The sequence below is a fragment of the Empedobacter brevis NBRC 14943 = ATCC 43319 genome, assembly GCF_000382425.1.
Lineage (GTDB): Bacteria > Bacteroidota > Bacteroidia > Flavobacteriales > Weeksellaceae > Empedobacter > Empedobacter brevis.
On record NZ_KB908297.1, the window covers coordinates 79027 to 105302 of the forward strand.

Here is a 26276-nt window from a genome sequence, read left to right on the forward strand (position 1 = left end):
TTAAGCTTGTTTTAAATGAAACATTTTTTCGATTAACTGAATTGTTTCGTCCGCATTCTCTTTATTTTCGATTAAATAAGAAGCGAACTGATTTGTAATTTTCTGAATTACTTTTTCAGTTAAAATCGTTTCATTTTCATCAATGTTTACATTATCTTTTTTCAAATTATTTAACGCAAAACTTTGAAAAAAGTCTAATCTATCTTTGAAAGATTGAATCGCCGGAACCAATTCTCTGGTTTCCAACCATTCGTAAAATTCTGCAGAATGTTCTTCTATAATTGCCAAAGCTTCCGGAATAGAATTACGGCGTTGAGCAATTGTATCATCTACCATTTTTGATAATCCATCTACATTTACCAACTGAATAGATTCGCGCGAGGCCAATGTATGGATCACATTTTCAGGAACCGACATGTCAATAATTGTCATTTCTTTATCAAACTGAATCATTTCTTCCGTAATCGTATACGTATTTGCTCCAGTGGCAACAATCAGAATATCTGTTTTTTGTAATTCTTCTTTTAATTCATTGTGATCTTTGACTGTAATATCATATTTCAATCCAAGAACTTCTGCCTTTTCTTTTGTACGGTTGATTAAAGTAATCGTGGTATTCGGGTAATGTTTGACTAAATTGGCACAGGTATTACGTCCAATTTTACCTATCCCGTACAACAAAATATTTTTGTCTGTTAAATCTCCTTGCGTTGCCTGAATGAAATTAACAGCGGAATAAGCTACTGATGCTGAACCGTTGCTTAAGAATGTTTCATTCTTTACTTTTTTACTAATTTGGATAGCTGTATTGACCAATCGCTCTAAAAAAGCATTTGAAGCACCTTGTTTTTTGAAACGCGAAAACCAAATTTTGATTTGACCTATAATATCAAAATCGCCTAAAATCTGACTTTCTAAACCTGACGATACTCGAAATAAATGATTAATCGCTTCCTCACCTTCCTTTACCATCATAAACTGACGAAAATCCTCTGCATTACCTTCTGTATATTTACAATATTGCTCAACGATTTGATCCTCATTTTCTGCAAAACCATAAAACTCAGTACGATTACAAGTTGAAACAATAAAAAAGTTTTCTAAACCAATTGATTTAGAATCTTCTGTAAACGTTTCGACTTGTTCTGGAAAAAATGTAAATTTACCTCTTGTTACGGCATCAGCTTTTTCGTAACTAATTCCAATAACGTAAAATTTTTCTTCCATTTTATTACCTCTAATTGTCATTTCTTCAAATACTGATACAAAAGTACTTTCAAAACCATTCCGAAAATAACTTTAAAAAGAAAAAATAACGCTAAAAATTAAAGTTTGCTTTTTTAGAATAATTATAAATTAATGGTTTATATTTGTATGTAAACCATTATAAAAAGCGCACTTGACAAATGTCACGTTTTTTATATGACAAACCTCATCATTCGAAATGGAATTAAAAAATACCCATAAAAGTAAAATCAATGAATATAAATTGTCAACAGACGTATTTATTGCTCAGATAGATAACTTTACAGCGTCTACAGATACTATTTTGAAAGGTATTGACAAGCGGTATATACAATTTTATTTTTGTACAAAAGGCTCACTGACATTTAATTTTAATAATGGTATTTATAAAATCAATTTGCATGAAGGGAAAAGTTTTTTATTCTATTACCCCACTTTAGATATTCCTTTATCATTGAATATAAATGCTGAAAGTAAAGTCTATATTGTTGTCTTGTCAATTCAAAAACTACATCAATTATTTGCTGAATATCAAATTCAGAATAATCTGATTTCAAGTATGACACAAGAAAAATTTTACATTGAGCGAGAAATCGGTCCTTCAATTAAACTGGTTTTGAATCAGATTGAACAAATGAAGCTTTCCCCTCAATTTCAAAATCTATTTCTAATCGGAAAAATGTACGAATTGTTTACGCTTTACTTTTCTGAGATTGAAAATCAAACCGAGCATTGTCCTTTCCTGAATGATGAAAATGAAGGAAAACGCATCAAGGAAATCAAAGATTTTCTATTGTCTGATTTTAAAAATCCTCCAACCATAAAAGAACTTTGCGAAAAATTCTCAATCTCTGAATATCATCTTAAAGAAGGATTTAAAGAGCTTTATGGGACTACTGTTTATGGCTACTTATTGGATAAAAAATTAGAATTCGCATTACACAGATTAGAAGAGAATCAACAAATGGTAAAAGATATTTCATTCGAAATTGGCTATGAAAACCCGTCTCATTTTATCTCAGCATTTAAGAAAAAATATGGTTTAACTCCAAAACAATACATCAAACAGTTTCAAAATTAATTTCTTTATAATTTAAACTGATTATCATTCCTTAACTATTTATAAATACTTATTTTTGTCAAATATTTATAAATAATTATGAGAAAACTTTTACTCCTTTTACTTCCTTTCATCTCATTTGCCCAACAGCCAGATTATTATGAAGGGATAGATTTTAAACAAAATGGAAAAGCTATAAAAGAAGAATTGCATAATTTAATTAATGCAACTCATCATGCTGTAAGCTATACTCCGGGTGTTTGGAATATTTTAGATCAATCGGACTTGGATTTAGATTCTCAAGGCCGAGTTTTGTTAATCTATGGTTTTACAGATAACTCTACCATTTATTCAGAACAACGTACGCGCGATGTCAATAATAAAAACAATACAGGCGGAAATGCAAATGGAAAATGGGAACGTGAACATGTTTTTCCTAAATCATTGGCAAATCCTGTTTTAGACACGAGATATCCGGGAACAGGTACAGATGCACATAACTTACGCGCAGTCGACAGACAAATCAATTCTACAAGAAGTAACAATGCTTACCGCGAAAAGTGGACACAAGACGTAACTGGTCAGGCTAAATTAATAAATGGTGGTTTTTATCCGGGTGACGAATGGACTGGTGACGTTGCACGTATTATTATGTATATGTATGTTCATTATGGAATGGAAACAGATCCTCAATTAGTTGCGTATAACAATACAACCAGTAATGATGACAGAATGCCAGATATGTTCTTGAAATGGAATGCGCTGGATAAAGTTTCTGAATTTGAGAAAGTAAGAAATGAAATCATTTATGAAACACAAGGAAGTAGAAATCCTTTTATTGATAATCCCTATTTAGCCACATTAATTTGGGGTGGAGACAAAGCTGAAAATACTTGGGAAGAATTGTCTTCTATTGAATACAATTTCCAGCAAACACTTGTAGATGTTTTCCCAAATCCGACAATTGACAAGGTTAAAATCAATGCGAAGAATTTTGTTCGCGCCAATTTATATGATTTTAACGGGCGATTACTTGGAACTAATTTAGGAACAGAGGTCGATTTAAAATCTTACCCGGCTGGAATCTATATTTTAGCTATCCACTTACAAGATGGAAATATCGTCACTAAAAAAGTTATTAAGAAATAATAAAAATTAAAAAAATCCAACACCTATTGTGTTGGATTTTTTATTTTATATCAATTTAGTTTTAACAACCTTCATTGTACATGACATCAAAAGAAACCACTTTATCATTCACTAAATAAAACTGTAAAATTGAACCGTTATCATAATCTTCCACATTAAAATAACGGAAAGCTTTGGTTCTTTTCTCTGCTTTCTCATCATAACCGTCGAAAATAGAAATATTCAGGTTTTTATATTTTGTAATCAATTCATCTAAAGAAGAACCAACCTTTATACCTGATAATGTTTTAAGACTGGAATCCGAAGATTTCACACTGTAAACAGTCAAACTATTTGCCCCTTCATTTTCACCATTCGTTGTTAATCCGACTTTATAAGTGACTCCCTTTGAAACAATCGTTAAATCACCATCCGGATAACCATATTCGTTCAGTTTTAGTTTAAATTTTTGTCCTGTTAATTTTTCTAATTCAGTTAATTTCATTCCAAGTTTAACATCATTAATTCGTGTTGTCGAAACTTGTGCTTGCAAAGCTATTCCAGCCACAAATGCCGCTATAAAAAATATTTTTTTCATTGTTTTTTTATTTTTATTTAGTAAGTCTGTTTACAGAAAACATTCTTCCGGGTTATATGAGTTAATTGTTATTTTAGTGACAATTTCATTTTTTAAATCAAACAATAAAATTGTGCCATTTTCTTTATCGTCAATTCTAAATTCTCTCAAATTATTTTCTGATCGATTTAGGAAGACATTATATTTTGTCGAATACACTTTCCACAAATCTTCTAAGGAGCTTCCCACTCCAATTCCCGAAAGTGTTTGGATATTTTTACTTGATGTCGAAATTGAATTTACATAAGCGTCTCCCTCCGTTTTACTCAAATAACCGCTTCCTATGTAAATGGTGTAATGAATTCCTTTTAAGCTAATATTTTTTTCACTTTCATTTGCCAGTGCAACAGGTTTATTTCCTAACAGTTTCATTATTTCTGCAGGACGCATTCCAATTTTCAATTCATTCATACGTGTAGTAGAAATCTGCGCAAATCCAAAAGCAGAAAGCAGAAAGAATCCCAAAAATGTGAATCTAATCTTCATAAATATTATTATTTAAATAACCCGATTCGTTCGATAACATCATTTTTACCACAACATTATTTTTTAAATAAAAACTTAGTGTACAACCATTATCAATATCATTAATCATAAAAACTCTCGTTGATTTCGTCTCCTCATCTTCTCTTCCTTCTTGTATCGAAATGTCATACTTTTTATAACTTTTCCAAAGATCCTCCAATGTACTTCCTATTTTTATTCCGGATAATGTCGAAATTTTTTGGTCTGATGAAGAAACGGTATACACTTCAAATTGATTTGTTTTCATATTCTTATAATAGGAAATATGATATTTTATTCCATGCACTATAATATCCTGTTCCGGCATGTATTTATTTGTTACTTCATAAACCGCAAGTTTGTCTGGTGTAAGCGCTGCAACTTGTTTTTGAGACATGGTATAGCCAATCTCTCCAAATTTGGACGTCGTCACTTTCTGAGCCAATAGCAAGGAAGACAATACGACAAAAAGACTCGCTGTTAAATAAACTCTGTTAAGCATAGAAATTGATTTGAGCTATATGTTTCACTATTTTTCCATTTTCCAACACCCAAAGAGCATCATAAACACCAGCCCCATCCCCAAAAGTTCCAAATAAATAATATTGATTCAGTTCTTTATTATACGTCAGTTTCATCTCTTTTGGGCGTGCATTATACAAATTTGCATAATACTCTTTTGGTATAGTAACTTCCTTACCTTTGAATAAAATCTTGAATGATTTATATTCCGTTTGAGGAAGTAAGCCGTCTGTTCCAAAAAAATCTTTTCCATCGATGGCATAAATTATTCCGGCTTCCTTTGTGAGAATATGATTTTTTGGATTGAATTTTTGAGTTTCAAGTTGTATACTATAATCCTCAATAGAAAACATTATCTTATTTCCATCTGTAAAGCTTGGTAAAATTGGTTCAAAATCTTCTAGCTTTTTTATACGATCCTGATAGATATAACCTGCTTTTTCTAATTCGAATTCAGCTAAATACCACTTCGAATCTTCTTCATCTCCATCAATAGGTAAAATTGTATTCGAACTTACTTTAGCTAAAATTTTAGATGATGTACTTTTTTCATCTCGTACATTGACAAAACCATCATTATCCTGTACAATTCCAAACTGGGCTTGTACAAAATATGTTAAAAAAGTAGTGAGAAAAAATAAACTTTTTTTCATTTTTTGGAGTTGATTTTCTTGAAGTAAAGTTAGCAAAATCTAATCCAAAAATTTTCACGAATTATAGTGATTTTATAAAATCTATATTTCGTTTCAAACCATCATATTTTGTACGTTTTACAGGGGATTTTCGAAAAACTTCCCGAAAAACATCTTCCGTTATTTCTTCCCAATCTTTTTTAGAAAATTCATTTATTTTCCGGTGTCCGGTAAAACGATTTTCTTGAGTAGGAAGTGAAAAACGATTCCAAGGGCAAACTTCCTGACATACATCACAACCAAAAATCCAGTCATCAAATTTACCTTTCATCTCGGCCGGTATCTGTTCCTTCAATTCTATTGTAAAATAGGAAATGCATTGGCTACCGTTAACCGTTTTATTTGGTAAAATAGCTTCTGTAGGACAAGCATCTATACAACGTGTACATTTTCCGCAATGATCTGTTTCAATTGGAGAATCATAAGCTAAATCTAAATCGACAATCAATTCGGATAAAAAGAAAAAAGAACCTTTTTGCTTGGATAAAGTCAATGAATTCTTTCCTACCCATCCAATTCCTGCTTTCCGTGCCCATGCATGCTCTAAAATAGGAGCAGAATCTGCAAAAGCACGTCCATTCACTTCTCCTATTTCATCTTGAATAAAATCCAATAACTCGCGTACTTTTTCTTTGACCACAAAATGATAATCCTCTCCTTGAGCATACATTGCAACTTTATACGAATTTGGATTTCGATTTAAGTTTTGATAATAATTGTATGCCAATGAAATTACTGACTTTGCACCTTCTACCAACAGGCGCGGGTCCAACCGCATATCGAAATGATTTTCCATATAATGCATTTCCCCTTGATAATTATTATGCAGCCAAGATTCTAGGTGTGGTGCTTCGTCTTCCAAAAAATTTGCTTTCGCAATACCACAAGAAATAAATCCCAACGCTTCAGCTTTGTCTTTGATGCGTTGGGACCATTTTATTTTAATATGTTCTTCTGTTGGAAGATGCATTTTACTTTAAAAATTAACGATTTTCAGGTAAAACATTTTTTAATTTACTTTTTAAATTCTCAAATTCTGTAAAATTTACTTTTTTCAAAACAATTTGTGTAGAAGCGGGATATTTAGAACGATATTTTTCTGGTCGAATAGGTCTTTGAGTAAAATTACCACCACAATTTGGGCAAACATTTTCTAAAATATTACCAACACAATCTTTGCAAAAAGTACATTCGAATGTACAAATCATAGCTTCTGTTGAATCTGGAAATAAACTCTTTCCACAATTTTCGCAATTGGGCCTTAATTCTAACATAAAATATTTTTCTAATGATCAAACAAATCTGTTTGTGGTGAATTTTCTCCACGGTATTTTACCCCGATATGTTTATATGCTTTTTCTGTCGCTACTCTTCCTCGTGCAGTTCGCATTAAATACCCCTCTTGAATAAGGTAGGGTTCATAAACTTCCTCTAACGTTCCTCCATTCTCCCCTACTGCAGTTGCCAAAGTTGTAATTCCAACTGGCCCTCCTTTAAATTTTTCGATGATGGTTGATAAAATTCGGTTATCCATTTCATCTAAACCATTGTCATCAACTTTTAGTGCTTTCAACGAAAATTCAGCAATTGATAAGTCAATTTTTCCATTTCCCTTGATTTGGGCAAAATCACGTGTTCTTCTCAATAAAGCATTCGCTATACGAGGTGTACCGCGGCTTCGACCTGCAATTTCGATTGAAGCTCTTTCATCGATTGGAGTTGCTAAAATACGAGAAGAACGTTCCACTATCGAACTCAATAATTCGACATTATAATATTCAAATCTAAAATTGATTCCAAAACGTGCACGAAGTGGAGCCGTTAATAATCCGGAACGTGTTGTAGCACCTATTAAAGTAAAAGGGTTCAGTCCAATTTGTACGGAACGTGCATTTGGTCCTGATTCAATCATAATATCAATCTTAAAATCTTCCATCGCCGAATATAAATATTCTTCGATGACCGGTGACATACGGTGAATCTCGTCAATAAAGAGCACATCATTTTCTTCTAAATTTGTCAATAAACCTGCTAAATCACTCGGTTTATCTAAAACTGGTCCGGAAGTAATTTTAATTCCAACACCTAACTCATTTGCAATGATATTTGCCAATGTCGTTTTTCCTAAACCAGGAGGGCCATGTAACAAGACATGATCCAATGCTTCTCCTCGAAGTTTAGATGCTTTCACAAAAACTTCTAAATTTTCCAGAATATGAGCTTGTCCGGCAAAATCATCAAAACTTTGCGGACGAACGGTATTTTCGTGATTTAAATCGTCGTCTGGATAAAATTCTTTATCAGGATTTAATAAATCTGACATAAATGATGATATAAATTATAATGATAACATTACACAGGACTTTTTAAATTATCCGTTGTACTTTTACATTTACAAAGAACGCAATATTTTTTTAGATAAAAAGAATTATGAGTAAAGGAATATTATTAGTGAATTTAGGTTCGCCCGATTCTACCGAAGTTGAAGATGTGAGAACTTATTTACGCGAATTTTTAATGGATGGAAAAGTAATCGACTCTCCTTGGTTGATTCGTAAAATAATTGTCGAACTTTTTATCTTGCCCAAAAGACCTATCAATTCAGCAGAAGCATATAAAAAGATTTGGACAAAAGATGGTTCTCCATTAATTATTTATTCTAAAATTTTGCAACAAAAAGTTCAGGAACAATTAGAAATCCCTGTTGGTTTAGCCATGCGTTACAAAAATCCTTCGATTGAATTTGGAATGCAGGAACTTTACGATAAAGGTATACGCGATCTATTGGTTGTGCCGCTTTATCCGCAATATACAATGTCTACAACAGAAACTGTAGCTGATAAAGTATTGGAAATTCAAAAGAAAAAATTCAAAGATATTAATGTAAATTTCTTAAAAGCATTTTATAAACATCCGGATTACATAAAAGTTTTAGGCGACTCTATTAAAGAAAATTTACCTGCTAACTATGATAAATTACTATTTTCTTATCATGGAATTCCGGAACGTCATGATAAAAAGGCAGTGAGAGCAGCAAAAGTAAGTAAGCTTCCAATCGAAACGTACCGCAACCAATGTTTAGAAACAACAAGATTAGTGGCCAAATATCTTGAATTACCTGAAGATAAATATTACACTTCATTTCAATCTCGCTTAGGTAAAGATCCTTGGATTCAACCTTATACAGATGAAACGTTAGAACATTTTCCGGAAAAAGGTGTTAAAAATTTAGCTGTTTGTACACCTGCATTTGTTGCGGATTGTCTAGAAACCTTAGAAGAAATCTCAATGGAAGGAAAAGAAGAATTCTTAAAAGCTGGAGGTGAACAATTTACATATATACCATGTCTTAATGATCGCCAAGATTGGATCAATACTTTGGTGAAATGGCTCAACGGTTGGGAAAATAATTAAGAAAGGGTTTTATCCTTACAAAATAAATTAAATATCTTTGTTTAGAATTTTTCAATTTTAGACAAAGATATTTTTTTTAAAAATGAGGCTAATTTTCTCACTTATTTTTTTAACCCTATCCTTTTTTAGTTCTGCGCAGTTTTTAGACACCAGCGGAAATCTAATTATTGATGGGCGAAAATATTTAAAGTCCAAAGTTGATACAACAGGGCGAAAATCTGGATGGGAAATTTACGGGGCAAATACCTTAACTGTTAACCAAAATACTTTCTCTAACTGGATGGCCGGTGGAGAAAATTCAGTTTCTTTGAATGCAAAAACAGACTACGAATTTAATTTCCGAAAAAAGAAGCATTTTTGGGACAACCGTTTTATTTTAGAATATGGATTCTTAGATAATAAAACAAATGGGACACGTAAAACTGCAGATAACATCAACCTTACCACTTCGTATGGTTATTTAATCAAAGAAAAATGGTACCTGACTTCCTCTTTAAATGTTCGTTCCCAATTTTCAGCCGGTTATGATTATTCAGCTACGCCAAAAAAGAAATTATCAAATCTTTTTGCGCCTGCTTATGTGACAATAGGGATTGGTGCTAATTACACCCCTCATTCTAATTTTTCAATTAGTTTTCAGCCCTTAACTTCTCGTACCACAATTGTTGCTGACAAAGATTTACAGAAGAAAGGAACCTATGGTTTGCGAAAAGATGGCGATACATTTCTTTTCGAGGTCGGTGCATATTTAGGTTCTCGTTATAAATTGAAACTTTTTGAGAATGTCACCTATGATAACAACATTGGTATTTTCTCCAACTATTCGAACAAATTTTATAACCTGGACATTGTATATGCCGGGCTGTTAGACATGAAAATTAATAATTTTATGTCTACTCAACTGACAATAAATTTGATATACGATGAAGATCAGGTAAAAGAAACGCAATTTAAACAAGCTTTAGGAATTGGCTTGACTTATAAAATAGACAGTACCAAGAAAAATTCTAAAAAGAGAAAACGAAAGAGAGAAATTCTTCCTTATTTTGATACTTCCGGAATTTCTCCTATTCATCTACCTAGAATAAAATTAGACAAACAAAACTATGACCGGGTTTTTGAAAAAAATACAATTGATGAAAATTCAACTTATATAAAATCAGAATCCATATTTTTGGAATAAATTATTAATTAAAATCATCTAAACTATATGAAAAAAATTTTATTGGCATTAGCAATAATAGGAAGTGCAACCGCTTATGCGCAAACTGTAAAAGATGGGAAAGTTTCTACAGATAGCAAACGTTATTTAAAAGATCAGAAGTTCGACGGTCGTCAACCTGGCTGGTTCGTTTCCGGAAACAATTCTTTACTCTTTTCTCAAAGTGCTTTTAGTAATTGGGTTGCAGGTGGTGTAAACTCGTTTGCATTGAATGGAAATGTAGATTACGAATTTAATTTAACCCGCGAAAAACATATTTGGGATAATCGTGTGGTATTAGGCTACGGAATCCAAACCAACAAAGGAGAGAGCTCTCGCAAAACAAATGATGTGATCGACTTAACATCATCTTACGGGTACAGTATTGGAAATCATTGGTATTTAGCTGCCTCTATGAATTTCAGAACTCAATTTACAGAAGGTTTTGATTATGCAACTGATCCAAAAACGAAAATTTCAAATTTAATGGCACCGGGTTATTTAAGTTTAGGTTTAGGGGTTGATTACAAACCAAACGAAAATTTTCAAGTGAACATCCATCCTTTCACACCAAGAGTTACATTTGTATTGGATAAAGATTTACAACAAAAAGGAAATTTTGGCCTTAAAAATGACGGAGACAATACATTATTCGAATTTGGTGCTTATTTAGGAGCCCGTTATAAATTACAAATTATGGACGGCATTAGCTACGATAACCGTGTAGGGGTCTATGCTGATTACCTGAAAAAATTTGGAAACATGGATATTGCTTACCAAGGTATTTTAGATCTTAAAGTAAATAAATTTGTTTCTGCTCAAGTTGCTGTAAACTTATTGTATGATGAAGATCAAATTAAGAAAACGCAGGTAAAACAAACACTTGGAATTGGGTTAAATTACAAATTCGATAACACTCCTCCAAAAGTAGAAGAAGCACCTGCTACAGCTTTTATACAAGAAGCTCCAATTTTTGAAGAAAAACAAGATACAATAGAAGTAGCTACAAATATTCTGAAGAATGAGCCAATTCTTAATGAAACAAAATTAGTTACGCAATAATATTTTCAACCTGCTTTTGATAAGCAGGTTTTTTATTTTTCTTATTTTTACATCATCAATAGATGAATAAAATGACAAAAAATATTTTCGGCGCACTTTTACCACAGATTTTAATGATTGTTTGGGCAGCTTTCGAGCTTTATATTGGGCTTAACAACGAACAAAATAACCGTATCATTCTCAGTGCAATTGTTGTTTTAATCTTTGTTATTTTCACTATTATTACCTTAGTAAAAGTGATCAAATACCCCAACGATCCTACTTATTTGAAGAAAAAATAATACACGATGTTTTTTCGTGAATTAACAATTACTGTTCTAGCGAAACGCTTTATATACCCTTTTGAAAGTAGTGATTTAGTCAAATGGTCGATTGAAATTCTAAAATTAGAAGTCGAATCTACAGATTTATATATCCTTGCAGGTTTAGATCATGAGAATACACTTGTTAGAGAAAAATATTTTTTTTAGATTTTAAATCATTTTGATTTTAAAATTGATTCTAAGAATCTCCTTTTAAAGGAATATGCATTTTATATTTCGAAAAAATTCTTACATAAAATTTTAAATCAGGATACTTCTCTAAGTACGATGTATACTAGCCATTCTGAATTAGATTCAAAATCTGATTTAGAGATTTTCTATAAAATTTGCATCGATTTAGAAATACTTGAAGATACTGGATATTCACCTTACACAAATCTAACGTTGGACAATGAGGATGAATTCATTTATAAAAGATTTGAAGACTATTATTTGAAATACAAATCTAAATTTGAAACAGCATAACACGCTTCTTTCTCCCCTAAATTTCGTAAACTTGTGTAATAAAAACAATAAAAATGAAATTAATAGGTCCTTTCAAACAAATTATAACACTTGCCAATTTACCTTTAAAAGGTGCAATTCATGAAAACCAAATCGAAATTATCAAAGATGGAGGAATTATTGTAGAGAATGAATCAATTGTAGAGATTGGTGATTTTGATATGCTTTTTCAGCATCATCCTACCATTAAAATTGAAAAAATTGAAACGGAACAAATTCTTCTTCCCGGATTTGTTGATTCACACACACATGTTTGTTTTGGAGGAAACAGAGCCAAAGATTTTGCAATGCGTTTGGATGGAAAAACTTATTTAGAGATTGCGGAAAGCGGTGGCGGAATTTGGTCTACCGTAACCGAAACGCGTAAAAAAACGGTTGATGAACTGAAAGATATTACACTAAAGCATATTGCTCAATTAGCGAAACAGGGAATTACAACTGCTGAGGTAAAATCTGGTTATGCCCTTTCTGTTGATGGCGAAATCAAAATGTTAGAAGCCATTAACATGGCAAATCAAGAAAGTGAAATTGATTTGATTCCAACTTTTCTGGGGGCTCATATAAAACCAAAAGATTTCGAAGGATCAAATAAAGCTTATTTAGATCTTTTAATACAAGAAGTTTTTCCAAAATTGAAATCAGATGAATTAGCGAATCGTATCGATATTTTCGTGGAACAGTCAGCTTTTTCTGTTGAAGAAGGAGATTATTTTTTAAACGAAGCAAAAAATCAAGGTTTTGATATTACCATTCATGCCGATCAATTTACTGCAGGAGGAAGCTATTTAGCTACAAAATACAATGCCTTAAGTGCAGATCATTTAGAGTTTTCGGAAGAAGAGGAAATCAAAAATCTTTCAAATTCTGATGTTGTTGCAACAGTTCTACCCGGAGCTTCCATTGGTTTAGGAATGCAATATGCACCTGCCCGAAAATTATTAGATGCCGGTTGTTGTGTTTCAATCGCTTCGGACTGGAATCCTGGTTCTGCGCCAATGGGAAACTTATTAACACAAGCTGCTGTTTTAGCAACTTTCGAAAAATTATCAATGGCTGAAGTATTAGCTGCTATCACTTATCGTGCTGCAAAAGCATTGAATTTAACAGACCGTGGAACAATAGAAAAAGGTAAAAAAGCCGACTTTATCAGCTTCTCTACCTTTGATTATCGTAATATTATTTATCATCAAGGACAATTACAGCCAACGAATGTTTGGAAAAATGGTTCTTTGATTAATCAATAGTATAAATATTATCAGGAGTGATGGTGTTTGTCGGCGAATAAATTAACCAATCGGTAATCATTTCTTGCGGATAAAGACCTTCATCTCCTTCATTCAATCCCTCTACTGCATATGGTCGATTTAAGCATACGCCAAAAATTTCATTGTTTTCATTGATCCCGTACACATCGAACCAAATATGTTCTTTATTCATGTCGTGATCCACATCAAATCCTAATTTGATTAAAAATCTCCAGTAATTTTCTTCATCTGCTTCCGGATTAAAATACGTATGAAACGCTTTTTTATACGATTCAAAACGCTGATAAGCCAAAGCTGACATACGTTCAGTTTCCTGATCGCTAATGAAGAAAATTGGATTATCTGCAATTGTTGTCGCATAAACTTCCGGTGTTAATGTATGCCCTTCTTGTACAGCTAACAAAACGCCGCAAGGTTCATAATTTTCGTTCTCTGGTTGACGTTCATTGTAACCTCCCGGAATTGTTGCCGGATAATCTTTTACTACATCTTCCCAGCGCTTCCAACAAAATGTGATATCCAACCCATCGTATCCTATATTAAATTCAGTATTTTCCGGTGAACGATAATCTGGTTTGATAAATGCATTGACAATCATATCCAAAGCTGAATTCATTTGTTCAATCCCGGTTTTGATGTTCAGCATTTCCAATTCTACCGATCCGCAACGATGCAGTCCGTGTGTGTGCATCCAATAAACACGTTCACCTTCTTCATTTTCATCATATACACCATGAATGACATATAAATAAGTTGGAGCAGGAGGAATTTCTGACTCAGCTGTAACCTTTGCCCATTTACCTGAAAGTAATCGATAAGGCATAAAATCCACAACGATCGAAGGATTTTCTACAATAGATTGCATAATCTTCAACTGCAGATGAAAACTGTCCAACGCATCATTTCCAAAATACATCACAGACTCTAAATAAAAATCCTGCTGCGTTGCAATTTCCATTTCCTCATCCGAAATCATATTCCCGAAACCAAATTCAGAATAATCGTTACTTTGCGCATGCACAACATATAAATTCACCTCAAATTCTTCATCCAAATAAGTAACAGAAATTTGATATTCCTGTTTTACAGCAGTATTTTCGTCTTTATCAATTTCTACAATTTCAAATTCATTTAATTTAAAATACCGGCTCGACTGTAAGCTGTTTTCAATTAACTCTTTTGAAAAGATAAAATCTTTTGAAGATGGAAATATTCCCATAGTAGATGGTAAGCTTAGTCCATCTTCTGCAATTCCTTTGTACAATTCCTGGTTGGTCATAGTCTATAATTCATTTGATTTTTGTTAAAGATAAATGTTTTATGTTCATCAAAATTTTAGCAAAATGTTAAACTTTAAAATCATTCAAGATGATTATTCGAGCGTGTTACGTTAATTTATTGTAATTTTGCTCGCATAATTTTACAATTATGATAGCATCTATGACAGGTTACGGTAAAGCCGTATTGGAATTACCTGAAAAAAAAGTAACGATAGAAATCCGTTCTCTAAACAGTAAAACATTAGATTTAAATACGAGAATTCCCTCTTTTTATCGCGAAAAAGAATTAGAAATCAGAAATCTTATTTCAGAAAAAGTTCAGCGTGGAAAAGTTGATTTTTCAATGTTAGTGGAATTAAATCCTGCTGCGCGAAACCAAAATATAAATGCTGAATTAATCAAAAGTTATCTGGAAGAATTCAAATCAATCACACCTACTGTGACAGATGGCGAGTTGTTACCGGTTGTAATGCGTATGCCTGATGTTATCTCGTATACACAAGATGATTTGAGTGAAGAAGAATGGAACCAAATTCGTGCGACTATAATTGAAGCAATTACAGCTTTGAATCAATTTAGATTAGATGAAGGTAAGGTTTTAGAAAAGTATTTGACATTCAACTTAAATAATATTCTTGAACTTTTAACACAAGTTATACCTTTCGAAAAAGAACGAATTGAAACGATAAAAGAACGTTTCAATAAACGTTTAGAAGAATTGAAAGTTGATGTTGATCAGAATCGTTTTGAACAAGAATTGATTTTCTATTTAGAAAAATTTGACATTACAGAAGAGAAAGTTCGTTTGAAAAATCATTGTGAATATTTCCTGAAAGAATTGGCCGGAACAGCATCCAATGGTAAAAAATTAGGTTTTATTTCGCAAGAAATCGGACGTGAAATCAATACGTTAGGATCAAAATCTAATCACTCTGAAATGCAGAAAATTGTTGTTCAGATGAAAGATGAGTTAGAAAAAATTAAGGAACAATCGTTAAATATCTTGTAATGAAAAAAGGTAAATTAATCGTCTTTTCAGCTCCATCGGGTGCAGGAAAAACAACTTTAGTTCGTTATGCCTTAGAAAAGTTAGACCATATCAAATTTTCTATTTCTTGTACGACCAGAGATAAACGTGAAGGTGAAGTGCATGGAAAAGATTACTATTTCTTGACTCCGGAAGAATTTAAAAGAAAGATTTCTAACGATGAATTTGTAGAACACGAAGAAGTTTATCGTGATAATTTTTATGGTACACTAAAATCGGAAGTAGACCGTATCACTTCTGAAGGAAATTCTGTTATTTTTGACATTGATGTAATTGGCGCATTGAATATCAAAAATTTATATGGAGAGCAATGTTTGACGGTATTTGTAAACCCTCCATCTTTAGATGTCCTGAAAGAACGTTTGATTTCACGCAATACAGAAAGTGAAGACAAACTGAAGCAGCGTATTGATAAAGCAGGAATTGAAATGGAAAAAGCCAAAGAATTTGATATTATTCTTTTGAATGATGATTTAGAAACTGCCAAAGCAAAAACATTAGAAATTATTACTGATTTTATCAAATAATATTTCATCAATTACTATACAGATGCCTCGAATAAATAAAATCGAGGCATTTTTGTTATCTTTAATTTTTTAAAAATCCTAAAATGAATATCGAACATACTATAGAAATTAATAACACCAACATTCATTATCACCACCACGAAATAAGTCCTGAAAGCCCCACACTTATTTTTTTACATGATTCTTTAGGTTGTACACAACTTTGGAGAGATTTCCCAAAAGAAGTTGCCCAGAGCACAAATTGCAACTTCTTTATTTATGATAGAAAAGGCTATGGAAAATCTTCTCCATTTACAATTGATCATCGAGAATTGACTTATATGCACGATGAAGCAGATTTTTTACATGATTTGGTTGAACATTTCAAATTCAAAGAAATTATTCTGTTTGGGCATAGTGACGGCGGATCAATTGCATTACTATATGCTTCAAAATACCACAAAAATCTAAAAGGTATCGTAGTTGTTGGTTCTCATATCATGGTGGAAGAAATTTCGTTGCAAGGAATCAGAGAAGCCAAAGTTGCCTATTCAACGACAGATTTGCCGAAGCGATTGGAAAAATACCATGGAGAGAATACCCAAAAAGTTTTTGAAATGTGGACAGATACTTGGTTAAGACCTGACTTTCTTCATTTTGATATCAGAAAAGAACTGACACAAATTAAATGTCCAACGTTTGTTATCCAAGGAATTGATGATGAATACGGAACTTTAGAGCAAGTTGACGGTATTCTCAACAATGTAAAGGGTGAAAAAGAAAGCTATCTTGTTCCAAACGCTAAACATACACCATACAAAGAAAATCGTGAACCAACCTTAGAAAAAACGGTTGAGTTTATTCGTCGACTTTATCAAGAATAATTTCGTACCAATTGAATTCAGAGCGTTCTATTCATCACGTCTTAACCTTTTAGTCAACATTATTTGATTTTCAGGTAAAGTCTTTTTTTTCAAGAAAATGTAATTTTATGTCATAATCATTTTAAAATATACAATCATGAAAAAAGTATTAGTTTTAGCGTTAGCTACTGTTTGCAGTACATTTGCTTTTGCAAATAACCATTCAGATTCTACACCTGTTCAAAAAGAACAGTCAAATACAACCTCTCCTGAATATACAATCAGATTAGGATTATTAGATCTTAATGGATCTCAAAGATTATCAGGATGGGAAGATCTTGGTGGTTTTTATGCAACAAATTTAGAAACCGGAGAAGTATTTTACAGCGAAAGATCAAATACTGTTTTACCAGGCTTTATTTTAGATTTGCCAGAAGGTACTTACGAGTTTTCGGCTATGCAAGGTCAAGGTGGATGGGTTGGATACGGAAGTACAACTGCTACCTTATCAGATAATTTAGTGGATGGAGAAGGTTATATCACAATTTACGTTCCTGTTGCTTGGGCTGAATAATGATGTAGACCATATTATACATAAAACAAGAGGCAGAATTATCTGCCTCTTGTTTTATGTCTTTAAATAATTCGACGAATACATCTTAATTTGTGCGAATATTTTTGAGAATCTGTATTGAAAATCCCATTCGTATCAATTGGATCAATACGAACTTTACCGTGTGCATGTAAAATCTTTCCATTACCGCACATTATTCCAACATGTATTATTCGTCCTTCTGCATTATCAAAAAAAGCTAAATCTCCGGGTTCTGCTTCTTCTACAAAACTTAAAACTTCTCCTATCTCAGCTTGCTGATAAGCATCACGCGGAATTTTATACCCTCCTATTTTATATACTTGTTGTGTCAATCCTGAACAATCAATTCCAAAAGAAGATTTTCCACCCCATAAATAAGGTACATTCAGGTAAGCTTTTGCTATTTCTACCAATTGGTCCTTCGATTTTTTACCAGAGGTATATACACCAAAATATTCAAAACACTTTGAACCAATTTTTATTTTACTTTCATTCAACGAACGAACCTCAGCACCAATCGTCAATGTCATCGGCAATCCGTTTTCCATAGCATGATTGTATGGATTTATCGCAAATTTCTCAATCAAATTATTGTGATATTCCTCTTCAGAAATGATAATGATTTGTTTTGGATCAAGCCAACCTTCATAACCATCAAAGGTTAACTGAACTTTCGTCCATTTTTCCAATTCTTCTAAAATAATTAACCTTTCTCCAAACAAAACCTGACTCACCATTTCTGATGAATCTCTTGCTTCAGAGCGCAATGGCGCAACACTTACTTGACAAATGGCGTACTTCATTATTTTTTTCGAATTAATGTAATCCCATCACGAATAGGTAAAATAATTGACTCTACTCGTTTATCTTTCGTTACCATCTCATTAAATTCTTTTAGGATTTTTGTGGAAGGATCTTTTTTATCTTCCTCCTCCAACATTACTTTTCCATACCACAAAACATTGTCCACTAACATTGTTCCACCCGGACGAAGAAGTTCCAAAACCTTTTCAAAATAATAAGGATAACTCTCTTTATCGGCATCAATAAAAGCTAAATCTACAGAATCTTTTTCAATTGTATTCAATTCTTCTCGTGCATCATTGATTCGGAAATCAATTTTTTGAGCAAATTCAGATTCGTCAAAATACTTACGACACAGATATTCTAATTCATCATTTTTATCCATCGTAATGATCTTCCCGTCCGAAGTCAATCCTTCTGCTAAACATAAGGTCGCATATCCAGTAAACGTTCCTAATTCTAAAATAGTTTTTGGAGCTAATATCTTTGACAATGTACTCAGCAAACGACCTTGATATTCGCCCGAAATCATGTGTGGTTGTGTTGTACATTGATAGGTTTCGACACGTAAACGCCCAAGAATTTCCGGCTCTTGTTCTACATGATGATCTAAATACGATTCTAAAACTGGTGAAATTTTTATCATACCTCTAAAAAGTCTACAAAAATAAATAATTCGCATTGAATATTGGCTATATAAAGCGAATTTCAATGCGAATTGTTCTATATTTTTTAAAAAAATTTTTCTTAAACCTTTCCTTTTTGAATAAGTGTTACAATTTCCGGATCCAATAATGTCGATGTATCTCCAAAATCAGTCTCATCACTTGCTATTTTCCTTAAAATACGGCGCATAATTTTTCCACTTCTCGTTTTTGGCAAACCTGAAACAAACTGAATTTTGTCTGGTTTAGCAATTGCACCTATTAATTTAGAAACTCCATTTTTAATTTCATTTTCTAACTCTTGTGATCCTTCTATCCCATCTTGTAAAATAACAAAAGCATACAAGGCATTTCCTTTAATATCATGTGGAAAACCAACTACAGCACTCTCCGCTACTGCTTCATTTTCGTTTATGGCATTTTCAACAGGAGCTGTTCCCAAATTATGCCCGGAAACAATTACAACATCATCTACTCGGCCTGTGATTCTATAATTATCCATTGCATCACGGTAAGCTCCGTCACCTGTAAAATAATATCCAGGAAATGTAGAAAAGTATGTTTCGATGTAACGTTTATGGTCTCCATAAATTGTTCTCGCCATTGATGGCCAAGGAAATTTAATTGCCAAGCGTCCTTCTGCTTTTTCGTTAATTGTCTCTACTTCTTTTCCGTACTCATCCATCAAAACCGGTTGAATGCCCGGGAGGGGCAGAGTAGCAAACGTTGGGCGAAGCGGTGTTATACCTGCCAATGGAGAAATCATAATCGAGCCTGTTTCGGTCTGCCACCACGTATCGACAATTGGACAATTTCCTTTTCCTACATAATCATTTAACCAGTGCCAGGCTTCTTCGTTAATCGGTTCTCCTACAGACCCGAGTACTTTAAGACTTGATAAATCATATTTTTCAACATATTCCAATGATTCACGAGCTAGTGAACGAACGGCAGTAGGTGCAGTATAAAAATGTGTCACCTTCAACTTCTCAACAATTTCCCAAAAACGACCAAAATCCGGAAAACTCGGAATACCTTCGAACATAACGGAAGTTACTCCGCAGGCTAACGGCCCGTAAATGATATAACTGTGACCGGTGATCCAACCAATATCTGCTGTACACCAATAAATATCGTTCGGATCCATTTGGAATATATTGTCAAACGAATAAGCGGTTTCGACCATATACCCTCCGCAAGTATGTACCATACCTTTCGGTTTACCGGTAGAACCTGATGTATATAAAATAAATAATGGATCTTCTGCATCCATTACTTCAGCCGGGCAATGATTATCTACTTTATGCATTTCATCCATCCAAAATTTATCTCGCCCTCCTACCATCGAAGTAGGTTCTATCGCACGGCGGTATACGATACACGTTTGAATAGACGGACAATCTTTCAGCGCTTCATCAACAATCGATTTCAAGTTAATTGGTTTTGTTCCGCGATAAACTTCATTCGCTGTTACCAAAACTTTACATTGCGAATCATTAATACGAGAGGCAATTGCTAAAGAAGAAAATCCTGCAAAAACGATTGAATGTACTGCTCCGATTCTGGCACAAGCCAGCATTGCTATAGCCAATTCCGGAATCATCGGCATATAGATACAGACACGGTCACCTTTTTGTACCCCATTATTTTTTAAAACATTTGCAAACTGACAAACTTTTGAATACAATTGACGGTATGTAATTATACGGGATTCTTCTAAAGGGTTATTGGGCTCCCAAATTAAGGCCGTTTTATTTCCATTTTTTTCTAAATGACGATCTAAAACGTTTTCAGTTATATTTAACTTTCCTCCTTGGAACCATTTAAAATCTGCTTTTTCAAAATTATACTCTAATGTTTTGTCCCATTTTTGATGCCAAATAAAGTTTTCAGCTATTTTGTCCCAAAATTTCTCAGGATCTTTTACACTCTTTTTATGCTCTTTTTTGTATTCAGAAAAAGAATTGATTCTAAACTCATTCATCATTATTTATTTTGTGGTTTTGAATACACAATATAAAAAAAGCGAGTCAATTTATCAAATTAACTCGCTTATAATTTTAAAATGAATAAAAACTATCTTATTTTCCTTTATACGGACTTGCATTATAATATGCTAAAGCCGTTGGTAAAGCTTCTTTAATTTTTGCTATACGTGTTGCATCTGAAGGGTGAGTACTCAAAAAGTCTGAAACACTTGCATTTCCACTTTTTGCAGCCATACGTTCCCAAAAAGGAATTGCTTGAGAAGGATCATAACCAGCCATTGCCATCAAATATAATCCTGTAACATCTGCATCTAATTCCATTTTACGAGAATAATTCAACAAACCAACTTGTGCTCCAACAGGATATAATTTATCGAAAACAGCAGCATAATCAGCATTTGTAATCGTTCCTCCTACGATTTGCCCTAACCCTTGAGCAGCCATTTGCTGAGAAGCTTGTTCTGCACTATGTCCAGCCAAAGCATGACCTATTTCGTGCCCCAATACTACCGCTAAACCTGTTGCATCTTTTGTTACCGGTAAGATTCCCGTATACACCGCAACCTTACCACCCGGCATACACCAAGCATTTACTTCATTGGCTTGTAACAATGTAAATTGCCATTGGTAACCTTGTAATTGAGATGAGATTCCTTTTTCTTGGTAATATTTTTCGGCAGCATACTTTAAACGCTCCCCAACTGTTTGAACCATTTTCGCATCAGCTGTTCCTGTAATCACTTTACCTTTTTTTAGAACCTGAGAATACTGGTTATAAGCCGTTGGAAATAAATCTGCATTAGAGACCAATGACAACGATTTTCTTCCTGTAACAGGATTTGTAGCACAAGAAGCTAAAACTAAAGCTCCTGTTAGAGTTAAAATTATTTTTTTCATATTTTTAAGTTTATTTCCCAAGTTTCTTTTTGATTTCATTCAGCTTCATCAATGCTTCAACAGGTGTTAATGTATTGATATCCGTATTCATGATTTCTTCCCGAATCGATTCTAAAATCGGATCATCCAACTGAAAGAAACTCAACTGCATATTATCTTGCGTTATTTTTTCAGTTTTATTTGAAATTCCTTCCTCTGTTTTGGAAGCTTCTAAAACTTTCAAAACATCATTTGCTCTATCAACTACCCTTTTTGGCATCCCTGCCATTTTAGCAACATGTATACCAAAACTATGTTCACTACCTCCGGGAATCAATTTTCTCAAAAATAAAATGGTATCTTTTGTTTCTTTGATACTCACATTAAAATTTTTAATGCGCTCCATTGATTTCGACATTTCATTCAATTCATGATAATGCGTTGCAAACAATGTCTTTGGCTTCAAGGCACTTTGATGTAAGAATTCTGCTATCGCCCATGCAATTGAAATTCCATCATATGTCGAAGTTCCTCGCCCAATTTCATCCAACAAAATCAAACTTCGTTCCGAAATGTTATTTAAGATACTTGCGGTTTCGTTCATTTCAACCATAAACGTCGATTCTCCTGAAGAAATATTATCAGAAGCTCCAACTCGGGTAAAAACTTTATCAATAATTCCTAATTCTGCCGCTTGTGCAGGGACAAAACTTCCCATTTGTGCCATCAAAACAATCAAGGCTGTTTGACGGAGTAATGCAGATTTACCCGACATATTTGGTCCGGTAATCATAATAATTTGTTGGTTTTCAGAATTTAATTCAACATTATTCGAAACATATTGCTCTCCAATCGGCAATTGTTGCTCTATTACAGCATGACGGCCTTCTTTTATATTCAATTCAAACCCTTCATTTAAAACAGGTTTTGTATAATTATTTTTTTCGGCTATTTCTGCAAAAGTTGATAAGACATCTAAAAAAGCAATTGCTTTTGCCGTTTGTTGAATTGGTAAAAGTTTGGTTATAATTTCTTGTAACAAATCAATAAATAATTGATTTTCGATGGCAAGAATTTTTTCTTCAGCTCCGAGAATTTGTGTTTCATATTCTTTTAATTCTTCTGTAATATAGCGTTCAGCATTTACGAGTGTTTGTTTACGAATCCATTCTTCAGGCACTTTATCTTTGTGCGTATTTCGCACTTCAATATAATAGCCAAATACATTATTGAAAGCTATTTTTAACGAAGATATTCCCGTTCTTTCCGTTTCTCTCTGACACATTTGATCCAGGAAATCTTTTCCTGAAAATTGAATTTTACGTAAGTTATCCAGTTCTTCCGAAACTCCTTCTCTTATTACATTTCCTTTGACTATTTGATGTGGAGGTTCGTCTGAAAGCGTATCAAAAATCTTTTGTGTTAAACTTTCAATTGGTTCAATTCGCGTAAATAAATCTGCAACTTCTTTGATATTTGATTGTTCCGAAATTGTCTTTATTTCTTCTGAAAGTTTTAGACTTTGCGCCAACTGCAACAATTGTCGGGGAGTAATTTTGCCTGTCGAAACTTTTCCTGCTAAACGCTCTAAATCGGTTAATTGGCCTAGTTTTTCCCGTAAATCGTATCGAATATCTGCAAACTGATGAAAATATTCAACAATAATTTGACGTCTTTGAATTGTTTTCAAGTCTTTCAACACCATGACCATCCAACGGTTCAATAAACGAGCTCCCATTGGTGTTTTTGTGTCATCCAAAATATTCAGTAAGGTTACACCTTTTGGATGCGGTGAATAAACAAGTTCTAGATTTCGAATCGTAAAAGGATCCATCCAGACAAAACTTTCTTGATTTAGACGTTGAATTGACGTAATGTGTTGAATATCGAAATGATGTGTATCATCCAAATAAGCTAAAATTGCTCCCGCAGAAATGACTCCTTCTTTCAAATCTTCGATTCCAAAGCCTTTTAAATTTTTCGTTCTGAAAAGTGTTGTTAATTTATCCACTGCAAAATCATATTGAAATGCCCAATCGTCTAACAAAAATTTGCTCTTAACATCAGAAAAATTATATTTTACTCGTTTCTGATAAATGACCTCGCTGGGACGAAACGATTGAATAATCTTTGCGACTTGATCTTCTTGTCCTTCAGAAACCAAAAATTCTCCAGTTGAAACATCAAGCAAGGCAACTCCAAATGATTTATCTCCTTGATGAACCGCCATCAAAAAATTGTTTGATTTTGAAGATAAGACCTCATCCTGCAAGGCTACTCCCGGGGTTACCAATTCGGTTACACCACGTTTTACAATTCCTTTTACCGTTTTAGGATCTTCAAGCTGATCGCAAATTGCAACACGCAAACCTGCTTTCACCAATTTAGGCAAATATGTATTCAAACTATGGTGAGGAAATCCAGCCAAAGCACTATTATCAGAGCCATTGGCACGTTTCGTTAAAACAATATCTAAAATACGCGAACAACGTACTGCATCTTCTCCAAATGTTTCGTAAAAATCTCCCACACGAAACAATAACATCGCATCAGGATATTTTGCCTTGATCTGGTTATATTGTTTCATTAGAGGAGTTTCCTTATTCTTTACTACTTTTGTCAAATTATTATATATTTTGAACAGCTAAGTTAGTTAAAAACGAAGTGATGAGAAAACTAAAATTAGACGAATTAGGTCGCATTTCTGCGGAAGAATATAAAGGAATTGAAAAACATCCGATTGTTGTTGTATTAGATAACGTAAGGAGCATGCACAATGTAGGGGCTGTTTTTAGAACTTCAGATGCTTTTTTAATTGATAAAATTTATTTGTGCGGTATTACTGCTACGCCTCCGCATAAAGAAATTCATAAAACTGCCATCGGTGCTGAAAATTCAGTTGAATGGGAGTATGTAAAAGATTCGAATGAATTGGTTGCAAAGCTTAAGAAAGATAATTATCAAATTATTACCATAGAACAAACTGAAGGTTCTGTCTTATTAAATGAGTTTGAAGTTGATCACAATCAAAAATATGCCATTGTAATGGGAAATGAAGTGGATGGTGTTCAACAATCAATTATCGACCAATGTGATACATGTATTGAAATTCCTCAATCCGGGACAAAACATTCACTTAATGTTTCGGTTTGTACCGGAATCATTCTGTGGAAATGGTATGAGGGTTTTATGAAATAAATCCTTTATTTAAACAAAAAAACTCAAACCAAATGGTTTGAGTTTTTTTGTTTATTGTTCAATTCTTAAAATTCTAAATGATTTTACAACATCAATACTAGCATTTCCTGTTATTCCAGAGTTATCACTATAATTTGTGGCTGAAGTTGGCTTATATAATACTAACCTTATCCGTTCCCCAACTGTAAAATGATGAATAAAATTAGGAATTGTAATCGTTTGGGAATTATTTGTTGCATACTGTTCAAAAGGCAACGTATTTGAAAAGATGTTTGTCCATACGGTACCATTAGTTGATTTTTGCAGAGCTAAAATAACTTGCGATGGTGATGACTTTGAAACAGTATTAACTTTTACTGTAACCATTCCTGAAAGCTGAAAATAGGATTCTTTCAAAAAATTAAAGGAATTAGAACTTAATTCTATATCGCTTGGATTATTAACTTGAATTTCAGAATTCTCCCATTTTAATTCAACTGGTTGACTAAGGTTAATCGTTGCTAACTGATTTGTCGTCGTAAAATTTTGTATTGCATTTGTAGCTATTGCAAAATCTTTGGGAAATTTAAGCGATTTTATTTCATCCAGACTGCTTATTTTTTGCCAAATATAACCATCCCAAACAACGAACGAATTTGCATCTATAGTATTAGGGTTTATACCTGATGTAAGTTTATTAAAAGTGGTCATTCCTATGACAGGGTTTGGAATTGTTGTTTTATCCCTATTATTTAATAATTGTCCCCTTGTAGGTAGAAAACCCTTTTTAGGAGTAATATTAGAGGTATTTAACTCTAATATTGCTGATTGATGTACAGAATTATTTCCTATAGAAATTTGAGCAAAAAGAGTGCAATAAAAATTAAGAATCAAAAAACATATATACTTTTTCATAC

29 protein-coding genes are annotated in these 26276 nt (G+C 33.1%); 14 read left to right on the forward strand and 15 right to left on the reverse strand.

What is annotated here, in order from left to right; translation table 11 throughout:
• Positions 1-1227 (reverse strand): glutamyl-tRNA reductase, encoded by a 1227-nt coding sequence (hemA, locus tag H277_RS0111675; protein ID WP_244874890.1) that lies wholly within the window; start codon positions 1225-1227, stop codon positions 1-3.
• 217 nt (positions 1228-1444) lie between these two features.
• On the opposite strand from hemA, the gene H277_RS0111680 reads away from it, so the two are divergent.
• Together H277_RS0111680 and H277_RS19010 are read left to right on the forward strand one after the other, a co-directional pair.
• Positions 1445-2326 carry a helix-turn-helix domain-containing protein gene (locus H277_RS0111680; protein WP_019975778.1) on the forward strand — a complete coding sequence of 294 codons (882 nt, stop codon included), beginning with the start codon at positions 1445-1447 and terminating at the stop codon, positions 2324-2326.
• 78 nt (positions 2327-2404) lie between these two features.
• On the forward strand, positions 2405-3454 hold the full coding sequence (locus H277_RS19010) for an endonuclease (protein WP_019975779.1): 1050 nt from the start codon (positions 2405-2407) through the stop codon (positions 3452-3454).
• Positions 3455-3515: 61 nt separating this feature from the next.
• On the opposite strand, the gene H277_RS0111690 is transcribed toward H277_RS19010, so the two are convergent.
• From H277_RS0111690 to ruvB, 7 genes are all read right to left on the reverse strand, one after another.
• Positions 3516-4031, reverse strand: a complete 516-nt coding sequence (locus H277_RS0111690) for a hypothetical protein (RefSeq protein ID WP_019975780.1) — start codon at positions 4029-4031, stop codon at positions 3516-3518.
• 30 nt (positions 4032-4061) lie between these two features.
• A complete protein-coding gene (locus tag H277_RS0111695) occupies positions 4062-4556 on the reverse strand; it encodes a hypothetical protein (RefSeq protein WP_019975781.1) in 495 nt (164 codons plus the stop codon).
• Positions 4546-5076 (reverse strand): hypothetical protein, encoded by a 531-nt coding sequence (locus tag H277_RS0111700; RefSeq protein ID WP_146810429.1) that lies wholly within the window; start codon positions 5074-5076, stop codon positions 4546-4548. The genes H277_RS0111695 and H277_RS0111700 overlap by 11 nt, the downstream gene beginning before the upstream one ends.
• Positions 5069-5749, reverse strand: a complete 681-nt coding sequence (locus H277_RS0111705; RefSeq protein ID WP_019975783.1) for an SH3 domain-containing protein — start codon at positions 5747-5749, stop codon at positions 5069-5071. Before H277_RS0111705 ends, H277_RS0111700 begins: the two co-directional genes overlap by 8 nt.
• A 61-nt stretch (positions 5750-5810) precedes the next feature.
• Positions 5811-6758 carry a tRNA epoxyqueuosine(34) reductase QueG gene (gene queG, locus H277_RS0111710; RefSeq protein WP_019975784.1) on the reverse strand — a complete coding sequence of 316 codons (948 nt, stop codon included), beginning with the start codon at positions 6756-6758 and terminating at the stop codon, positions 5811-5813.
• A gap of 13 nt (positions 6759-6771) precedes the next feature.
• Positions 6772-7062, reverse strand: coding sequence for a DUF1272 domain-containing protein (locus H277_RS0111715; RefSeq protein ID WP_019975785.1), 291 nt, complete (start codon positions 7060-7062; stop codon positions 6772-6774).
• Between the two features lie 11 nt (positions 7063-7073).
• Positions 7074-8111 carry a Holliday junction branch migration DNA helicase RuvB gene (gene ruvB / locus H277_RS0111720; RefSeq protein WP_019975786.1) on the reverse strand — a complete coding sequence of 346 codons (1038 nt, stop codon included), beginning with the start codon at positions 8109-8111 and terminating at the stop codon, positions 7074-7076.
• 107 nt (positions 8112-8218) lie between these two features.
• On the opposite strand from ruvB, the gene hemH reads away from it, so the two are divergent.
• The 7 genes from hemH to hutI all read left to right on the forward strand — a co-directional run bounded on the left by hemH (position 8219) and on the right by hutI (position 13536).
• Positions 8219-9202: a ferrochelatase gene (gene hemH / locus H277_RS0111725; RefSeq protein ID WP_019975787.1), complete on the forward strand. Its 984-nt coding sequence runs from the start codon at positions 8219-8221 to the stop codon at positions 9200-9202.
• 82 nt (positions 9203-9284) lie between these two features.
• Positions 9285-10385, forward strand: coding sequence for a DUF3078 domain-containing protein (locus H277_RS0111730; RefSeq protein WP_019975788.1), 1101 nt, complete (start codon positions 9285-9287; stop codon positions 10383-10385).
• A 27-nt stretch (positions 10386-10412) separates the two neighbouring features.
• Positions 10413-11465, forward strand: coding sequence for a DUF3078 domain-containing protein (locus H277_RS0111735; RefSeq protein WP_019975789.1), 1053 nt, complete (start codon positions 10413-10415; stop codon positions 11463-11465).
• A gap of 71 nt (positions 11466-11536) precedes the next feature.
• Positions 11537-11746: a hypothetical protein gene (locus H277_RS0111740; RefSeq protein WP_146810431.1), complete on the forward strand. Its 210-nt coding sequence runs from the start codon at positions 11537-11539 to the stop codon at positions 11744-11746.
• A 6-nt stretch (positions 11747-11752) separates the two neighbouring features.
• Positions 11753-11935 carry a hypothetical protein gene (locus H277_RS20420; protein ID WP_019975791.1) on the forward strand — a complete coding sequence of 61 codons (183 nt, stop codon included), beginning with the start codon at positions 11753-11755 and terminating at the stop codon, positions 11933-11935.
• Between the two features lie 120 nt (positions 11936-12055).
• On the forward strand, positions 12056-12253 hold the full coding sequence (locus H277_RS0111750; RefSeq protein WP_019975792.1) for a hypothetical protein: 198 nt from the start codon (positions 12056-12058) through the stop codon (positions 12251-12253).
• 53 nt (positions 12254-12306) lie between these two features.
• On the forward strand, positions 12307-13536 hold the full coding sequence (hutI, locus tag H277_RS0111755) for an imidazolonepropionase (RefSeq protein WP_019975793.1): 1230 nt from the start codon (positions 12307-12309) through the stop codon (positions 13534-13536).
• Here hutI and H277_RS0111760 read toward each other — a convergent pair.
• A complete protein-coding gene (locus H277_RS0111760) occupies positions 13526-14836 on the reverse strand; it encodes a DUF4026 domain-containing protein (protein WP_019975794.1) in 1311 nt (436 codons plus the stop codon). The genes hutI and H277_RS0111760 overlap by 11 nt on opposite strands.
• A 149-nt stretch (positions 14837-14985) precedes the next feature.
• On the opposite strand from H277_RS0111760, the gene H277_RS0111765 reads away from it, so the two are divergent.
• The 4 genes from H277_RS0111765 to H277_RS0111780 all read left to right on the forward strand — a co-directional run bounded on the left by H277_RS0111765 (position 14986) and on the right by H277_RS0111780 (position 17828).
• Complete coding sequence (locus H277_RS0111765; RefSeq protein WP_244874891.1) at positions 14986-15846, forward strand: YicC/YloC family endoribonuclease; 861 nt, start codon at positions 14986-14988, stop codon at positions 15844-15846.
• Positions 15846-16412, forward strand: a complete 567-nt coding sequence (gmk, locus tag H277_RS0111770) for a guanylate kinase (protein WP_019975796.1) — start codon at positions 15846-15848, stop codon at positions 16410-16412. Before H277_RS0111765 ends, gmk begins: the two co-directional genes overlap by 1 nt.
• 83 nt (positions 16413-16495) lie before the next feature.
• The gene (locus tag H277_RS0111775) at positions 16496-17275 is read left to right on the forward strand and encodes an alpha/beta fold hydrolase (protein WP_019975797.1); all 780 of its coding nucleotides are present in this window, start codon (positions 16496-16498) and stop codon (positions 17273-17275) included.
• A gap of 136 nt (positions 17276-17411) precedes the next feature.
• Complete coding sequence (locus H277_RS0111780; RefSeq protein WP_019975798.1) at positions 17412-17828, forward strand: hypothetical protein; 417 nt, start codon at positions 17412-17414, stop codon at positions 17826-17828.
• Positions 17829-17890: 62 nt separating this feature from the next.
• Here the strand turns inward: H277_RS0111780 and H277_RS0111785 are convergent, their stop codons facing one another.
• The 5 genes from H277_RS0111785 to mutS all read right to left on the reverse strand — a co-directional run bounded on the left by H277_RS0111785 (position 17891) and on the right by mutS (position 24769).
• Positions 17891-18652, reverse strand: coding sequence for a C40 family peptidase (locus H277_RS0111785; RefSeq protein ID WP_019975799.1), 762 nt, complete (start codon positions 18650-18652; stop codon positions 17891-17893).
• Positions 18652-19299 (reverse strand): O-methyltransferase, encoded by a 648-nt coding sequence (locus tag H277_RS0111790; RefSeq protein WP_019975800.1) that lies wholly within the window; start codon positions 19297-19299, stop codon positions 18652-18654. Before H277_RS0111790 ends, H277_RS0111785 begins: the two co-directional genes overlap by 1 nt.
• Before the next feature lie 101 nt (positions 19300-19400).
• The gene (gene acs / locus H277_RS0111795; RefSeq protein WP_033422694.1) at positions 19401-21302 is read right to left on the reverse strand and encodes an acetate--CoA ligase; all 1902 of its coding nucleotides are present in this window, start codon (positions 21300-21302) and stop codon (positions 19401-19403) included.
• 97 nt (positions 21303-21399) lie between these two features.
• Positions 21400-22203 (reverse strand): M48 family metallopeptidase, encoded by an 804-nt coding sequence (locus H277_RS0111800; RefSeq protein WP_026357562.1) that lies wholly within the window; start codon positions 22201-22203, stop codon positions 21400-21402.
• A gap of 10 nt (positions 22204-22213) precedes the next feature.
• Positions 22214-24769, reverse strand: a complete 2556-nt coding sequence (gene mutS / locus H277_RS0111805; protein ID WP_019975803.1) for a DNA mismatch repair protein MutS — start codon at positions 24767-24769, stop codon at positions 22214-22216.
• A gap of 80 nt (positions 24770-24849) precedes the next feature.
• Here mutS and H277_RS0111810 point away from each other — a divergent pair, with 80 nt between their 5' ends.
• Positions 24850-25380 (forward strand): RNA methyltransferase, encoded by a 531-nt coding sequence (locus H277_RS0111810; protein WP_019975804.1) that lies wholly within the window; start codon positions 24850-24852, stop codon positions 25378-25380.
• 51 nt (positions 25381-25431) lie between these two features.
• Here H277_RS0111810 and H277_RS0111815 read toward each other — a convergent pair whose 3' ends face one another.
• Positions 25432-26274 (reverse strand): hypothetical protein, encoded by an 843-nt coding sequence (locus tag H277_RS0111815; RefSeq protein WP_019975805.1) that lies wholly within the window; start codon positions 26272-26274, stop codon positions 25432-25434.
• Between the last annotated feature and the right edge of the window lie 2 nt (positions 26275-26276).

Excerpts from the sequence above, each read along its gene's own strand:
- hemA (WP_244874890.1), bottom strand. The coding sequence starts at position 1,227 with ATGGAAGAAAAATTTTACGTTATTGGAATTAGTTACGAAAAAGCTGAT.
- H277_RS0111680 (WP_019975778.1), top strand. The coding sequence starts at position 1,445 with ATGGAATTAAAAAATACCCATAAAAGTAAAATCAATGAATATAAATTG.
- H277_RS19010 (WP_019975779.1), top strand. The coding sequence starts at position 2,405 with ATGAGAAAACTTTTACTCCTTTTACTTCCTTTCATCTCATTTGCCCAA.
- H277_RS0111690 (WP_019975780.1), bottom strand. The coding sequence starts at position 4,031 with ATGAAAAAAATATTTTTTATAGCGGCATTTGTGGCTGGAATAGCTTTG.
- H277_RS0111695 (WP_019975781.1), bottom strand. The coding sequence starts at position 4,556 with ATGAAGATTAGATTCACATTTTTGGGATTCTTTCTGCTTTCTGCTTTT.
- H277_RS0111700 (WP_146810429.1), bottom strand. The coding sequence starts at position 5,076 with ATGCTTAACAGAGTTTATTTAACAGCGAGTCTTTTTGTCGTATTGTCT.
- H277_RS0111705 (WP_019975783.1), bottom strand. The coding sequence starts at position 5,749 with ATGAAAAAAAGTTTATTTTTTCTCACTACTTTTTTAACATATTTTGTA.
- queG (WP_019975784.1), bottom strand. The coding sequence starts at position 6,758 with ATGCATCTTCCAACAGAAGAACATATTAAAATAAAATGGTCCCAACGC.
- H277_RS0111715 (WP_019975785.1), bottom strand. The coding sequence starts at position 7,062 with ATGTTAGAATTAAGGCCCAATTGCGAAAATTGTGGAAAGAGTTTATTT.
- ruvB (WP_019975786.1), bottom strand. The coding sequence starts at position 8,111 with ATGTCAGATTTATTAAATCCTGATAAAGAATTTTATCCAGACGACGAT.
- hemH (WP_019975787.1), top strand. The coding sequence starts at position 8,219 with ATGAGTAAAGGAATATTATTAGTGAATTTAGGTTCGCCCGATTCTACC.
- H277_RS0111730 (WP_019975788.1), top strand. The coding sequence starts at position 9,285 with ATGAGGCTAATTTTCTCACTTATTTTTTTAACCCTATCCTTTTTTAGT.
- H277_RS0111735 (WP_019975789.1), top strand. The coding sequence starts at position 10,413 with ATGAAAAAAATTTTATTGGCATTAGCAATAATAGGAAGTGCAACCGCT.
- H277_RS0111740 (WP_146810431.1), top strand. The coding sequence starts at position 11,537 with ATGACAAAAAATATTTTCGGCGCACTTTTACCACAGATTTTAATGATT.
- H277_RS20420 (WP_019975791.1), top strand. The coding sequence starts at position 11,753 with ATGTTTTTTCGTGAATTAACAATTACTGTTCTAGCGAAACGCTTTATA.
- H277_RS0111750 (WP_019975792.1), top strand. The coding sequence starts at position 12,056 with ATGTATACTAGCCATTCTGAATTAGATTCAAAATCTGATTTAGAGATT.
- hutI (WP_019975793.1), top strand. The coding sequence starts at position 12,307 with ATGAAATTAATAGGTCCTTTCAAACAAATTATAACACTTGCCAATTTA.
- H277_RS0111760 (WP_019975794.1), bottom strand. The coding sequence starts at position 14,836 with ATGACCAACCAGGAATTGTACAAAGGAATTGCAGAAGATGGACTAAGC.
- H277_RS0111765 (WP_244874891.1), top strand. The coding sequence starts at position 14,986 with ATGATAGCATCTATGACAGGTTACGGTAAAGCCGTATTGGAATTACCT.
- gmk (WP_019975796.1), top strand. The coding sequence starts at position 15,846 with ATGAAAAAAGGTAAATTAATCGTCTTTTCAGCTCCATCGGGTGCAGGA.
- H277_RS0111775 (WP_019975797.1), top strand. The coding sequence starts at position 16,496 with ATGAATATCGAACATACTATAGAAATTAATAACACCAACATTCATTAT.
- H277_RS0111780 (WP_019975798.1), top strand. The coding sequence starts at position 17,412 with ATGAAAAAAGTATTAGTTTTAGCGTTAGCTACTGTTTGCAGTACATTT.
- H277_RS0111785 (WP_019975799.1), bottom strand. The coding sequence starts at position 18,652 with ATGAAGTACGCCATTTGTCAAGTAAGTGTTGCGCCATTGCGCTCTGAA.
- H277_RS0111790 (WP_019975800.1), bottom strand. The coding sequence starts at position 19,299 with ATGATAAAAATTTCACCAGTTTTAGAATCGTATTTAGATCATCATGTA.
- acs (WP_033422694.1), bottom strand. The coding sequence starts at position 21,302 with ATGAATGAGTTTAGAATCAATTCTTTTTCTGAATACAAAAAAGAGCAT.
- H277_RS0111800 (WP_026357562.1), bottom strand. The coding sequence starts at position 22,203 with ATGAAAAAAATAATTTTAACTCTAACAGGAGCTTTAGTTTTAGCTTCT.
- mutS (WP_019975803.1), bottom strand. The coding sequence starts at position 24,769 with ATGAAACAATATAACCAGATCAAGGCAAAATATCCTGATGCGATGTTA.
- H277_RS0111810 (WP_019975804.1), top strand. The coding sequence starts at position 24,850 with ATGAGAAAACTAAAATTAGACGAATTAGGTCGCATTTCTGCGGAAGAA.
- H277_RS0111815 (WP_019975805.1), bottom strand. The coding sequence starts at position 26,274 with ATGAAAAAGTATATATGTTTTTTGATTCTTAATTTTTATTGCACTCTT.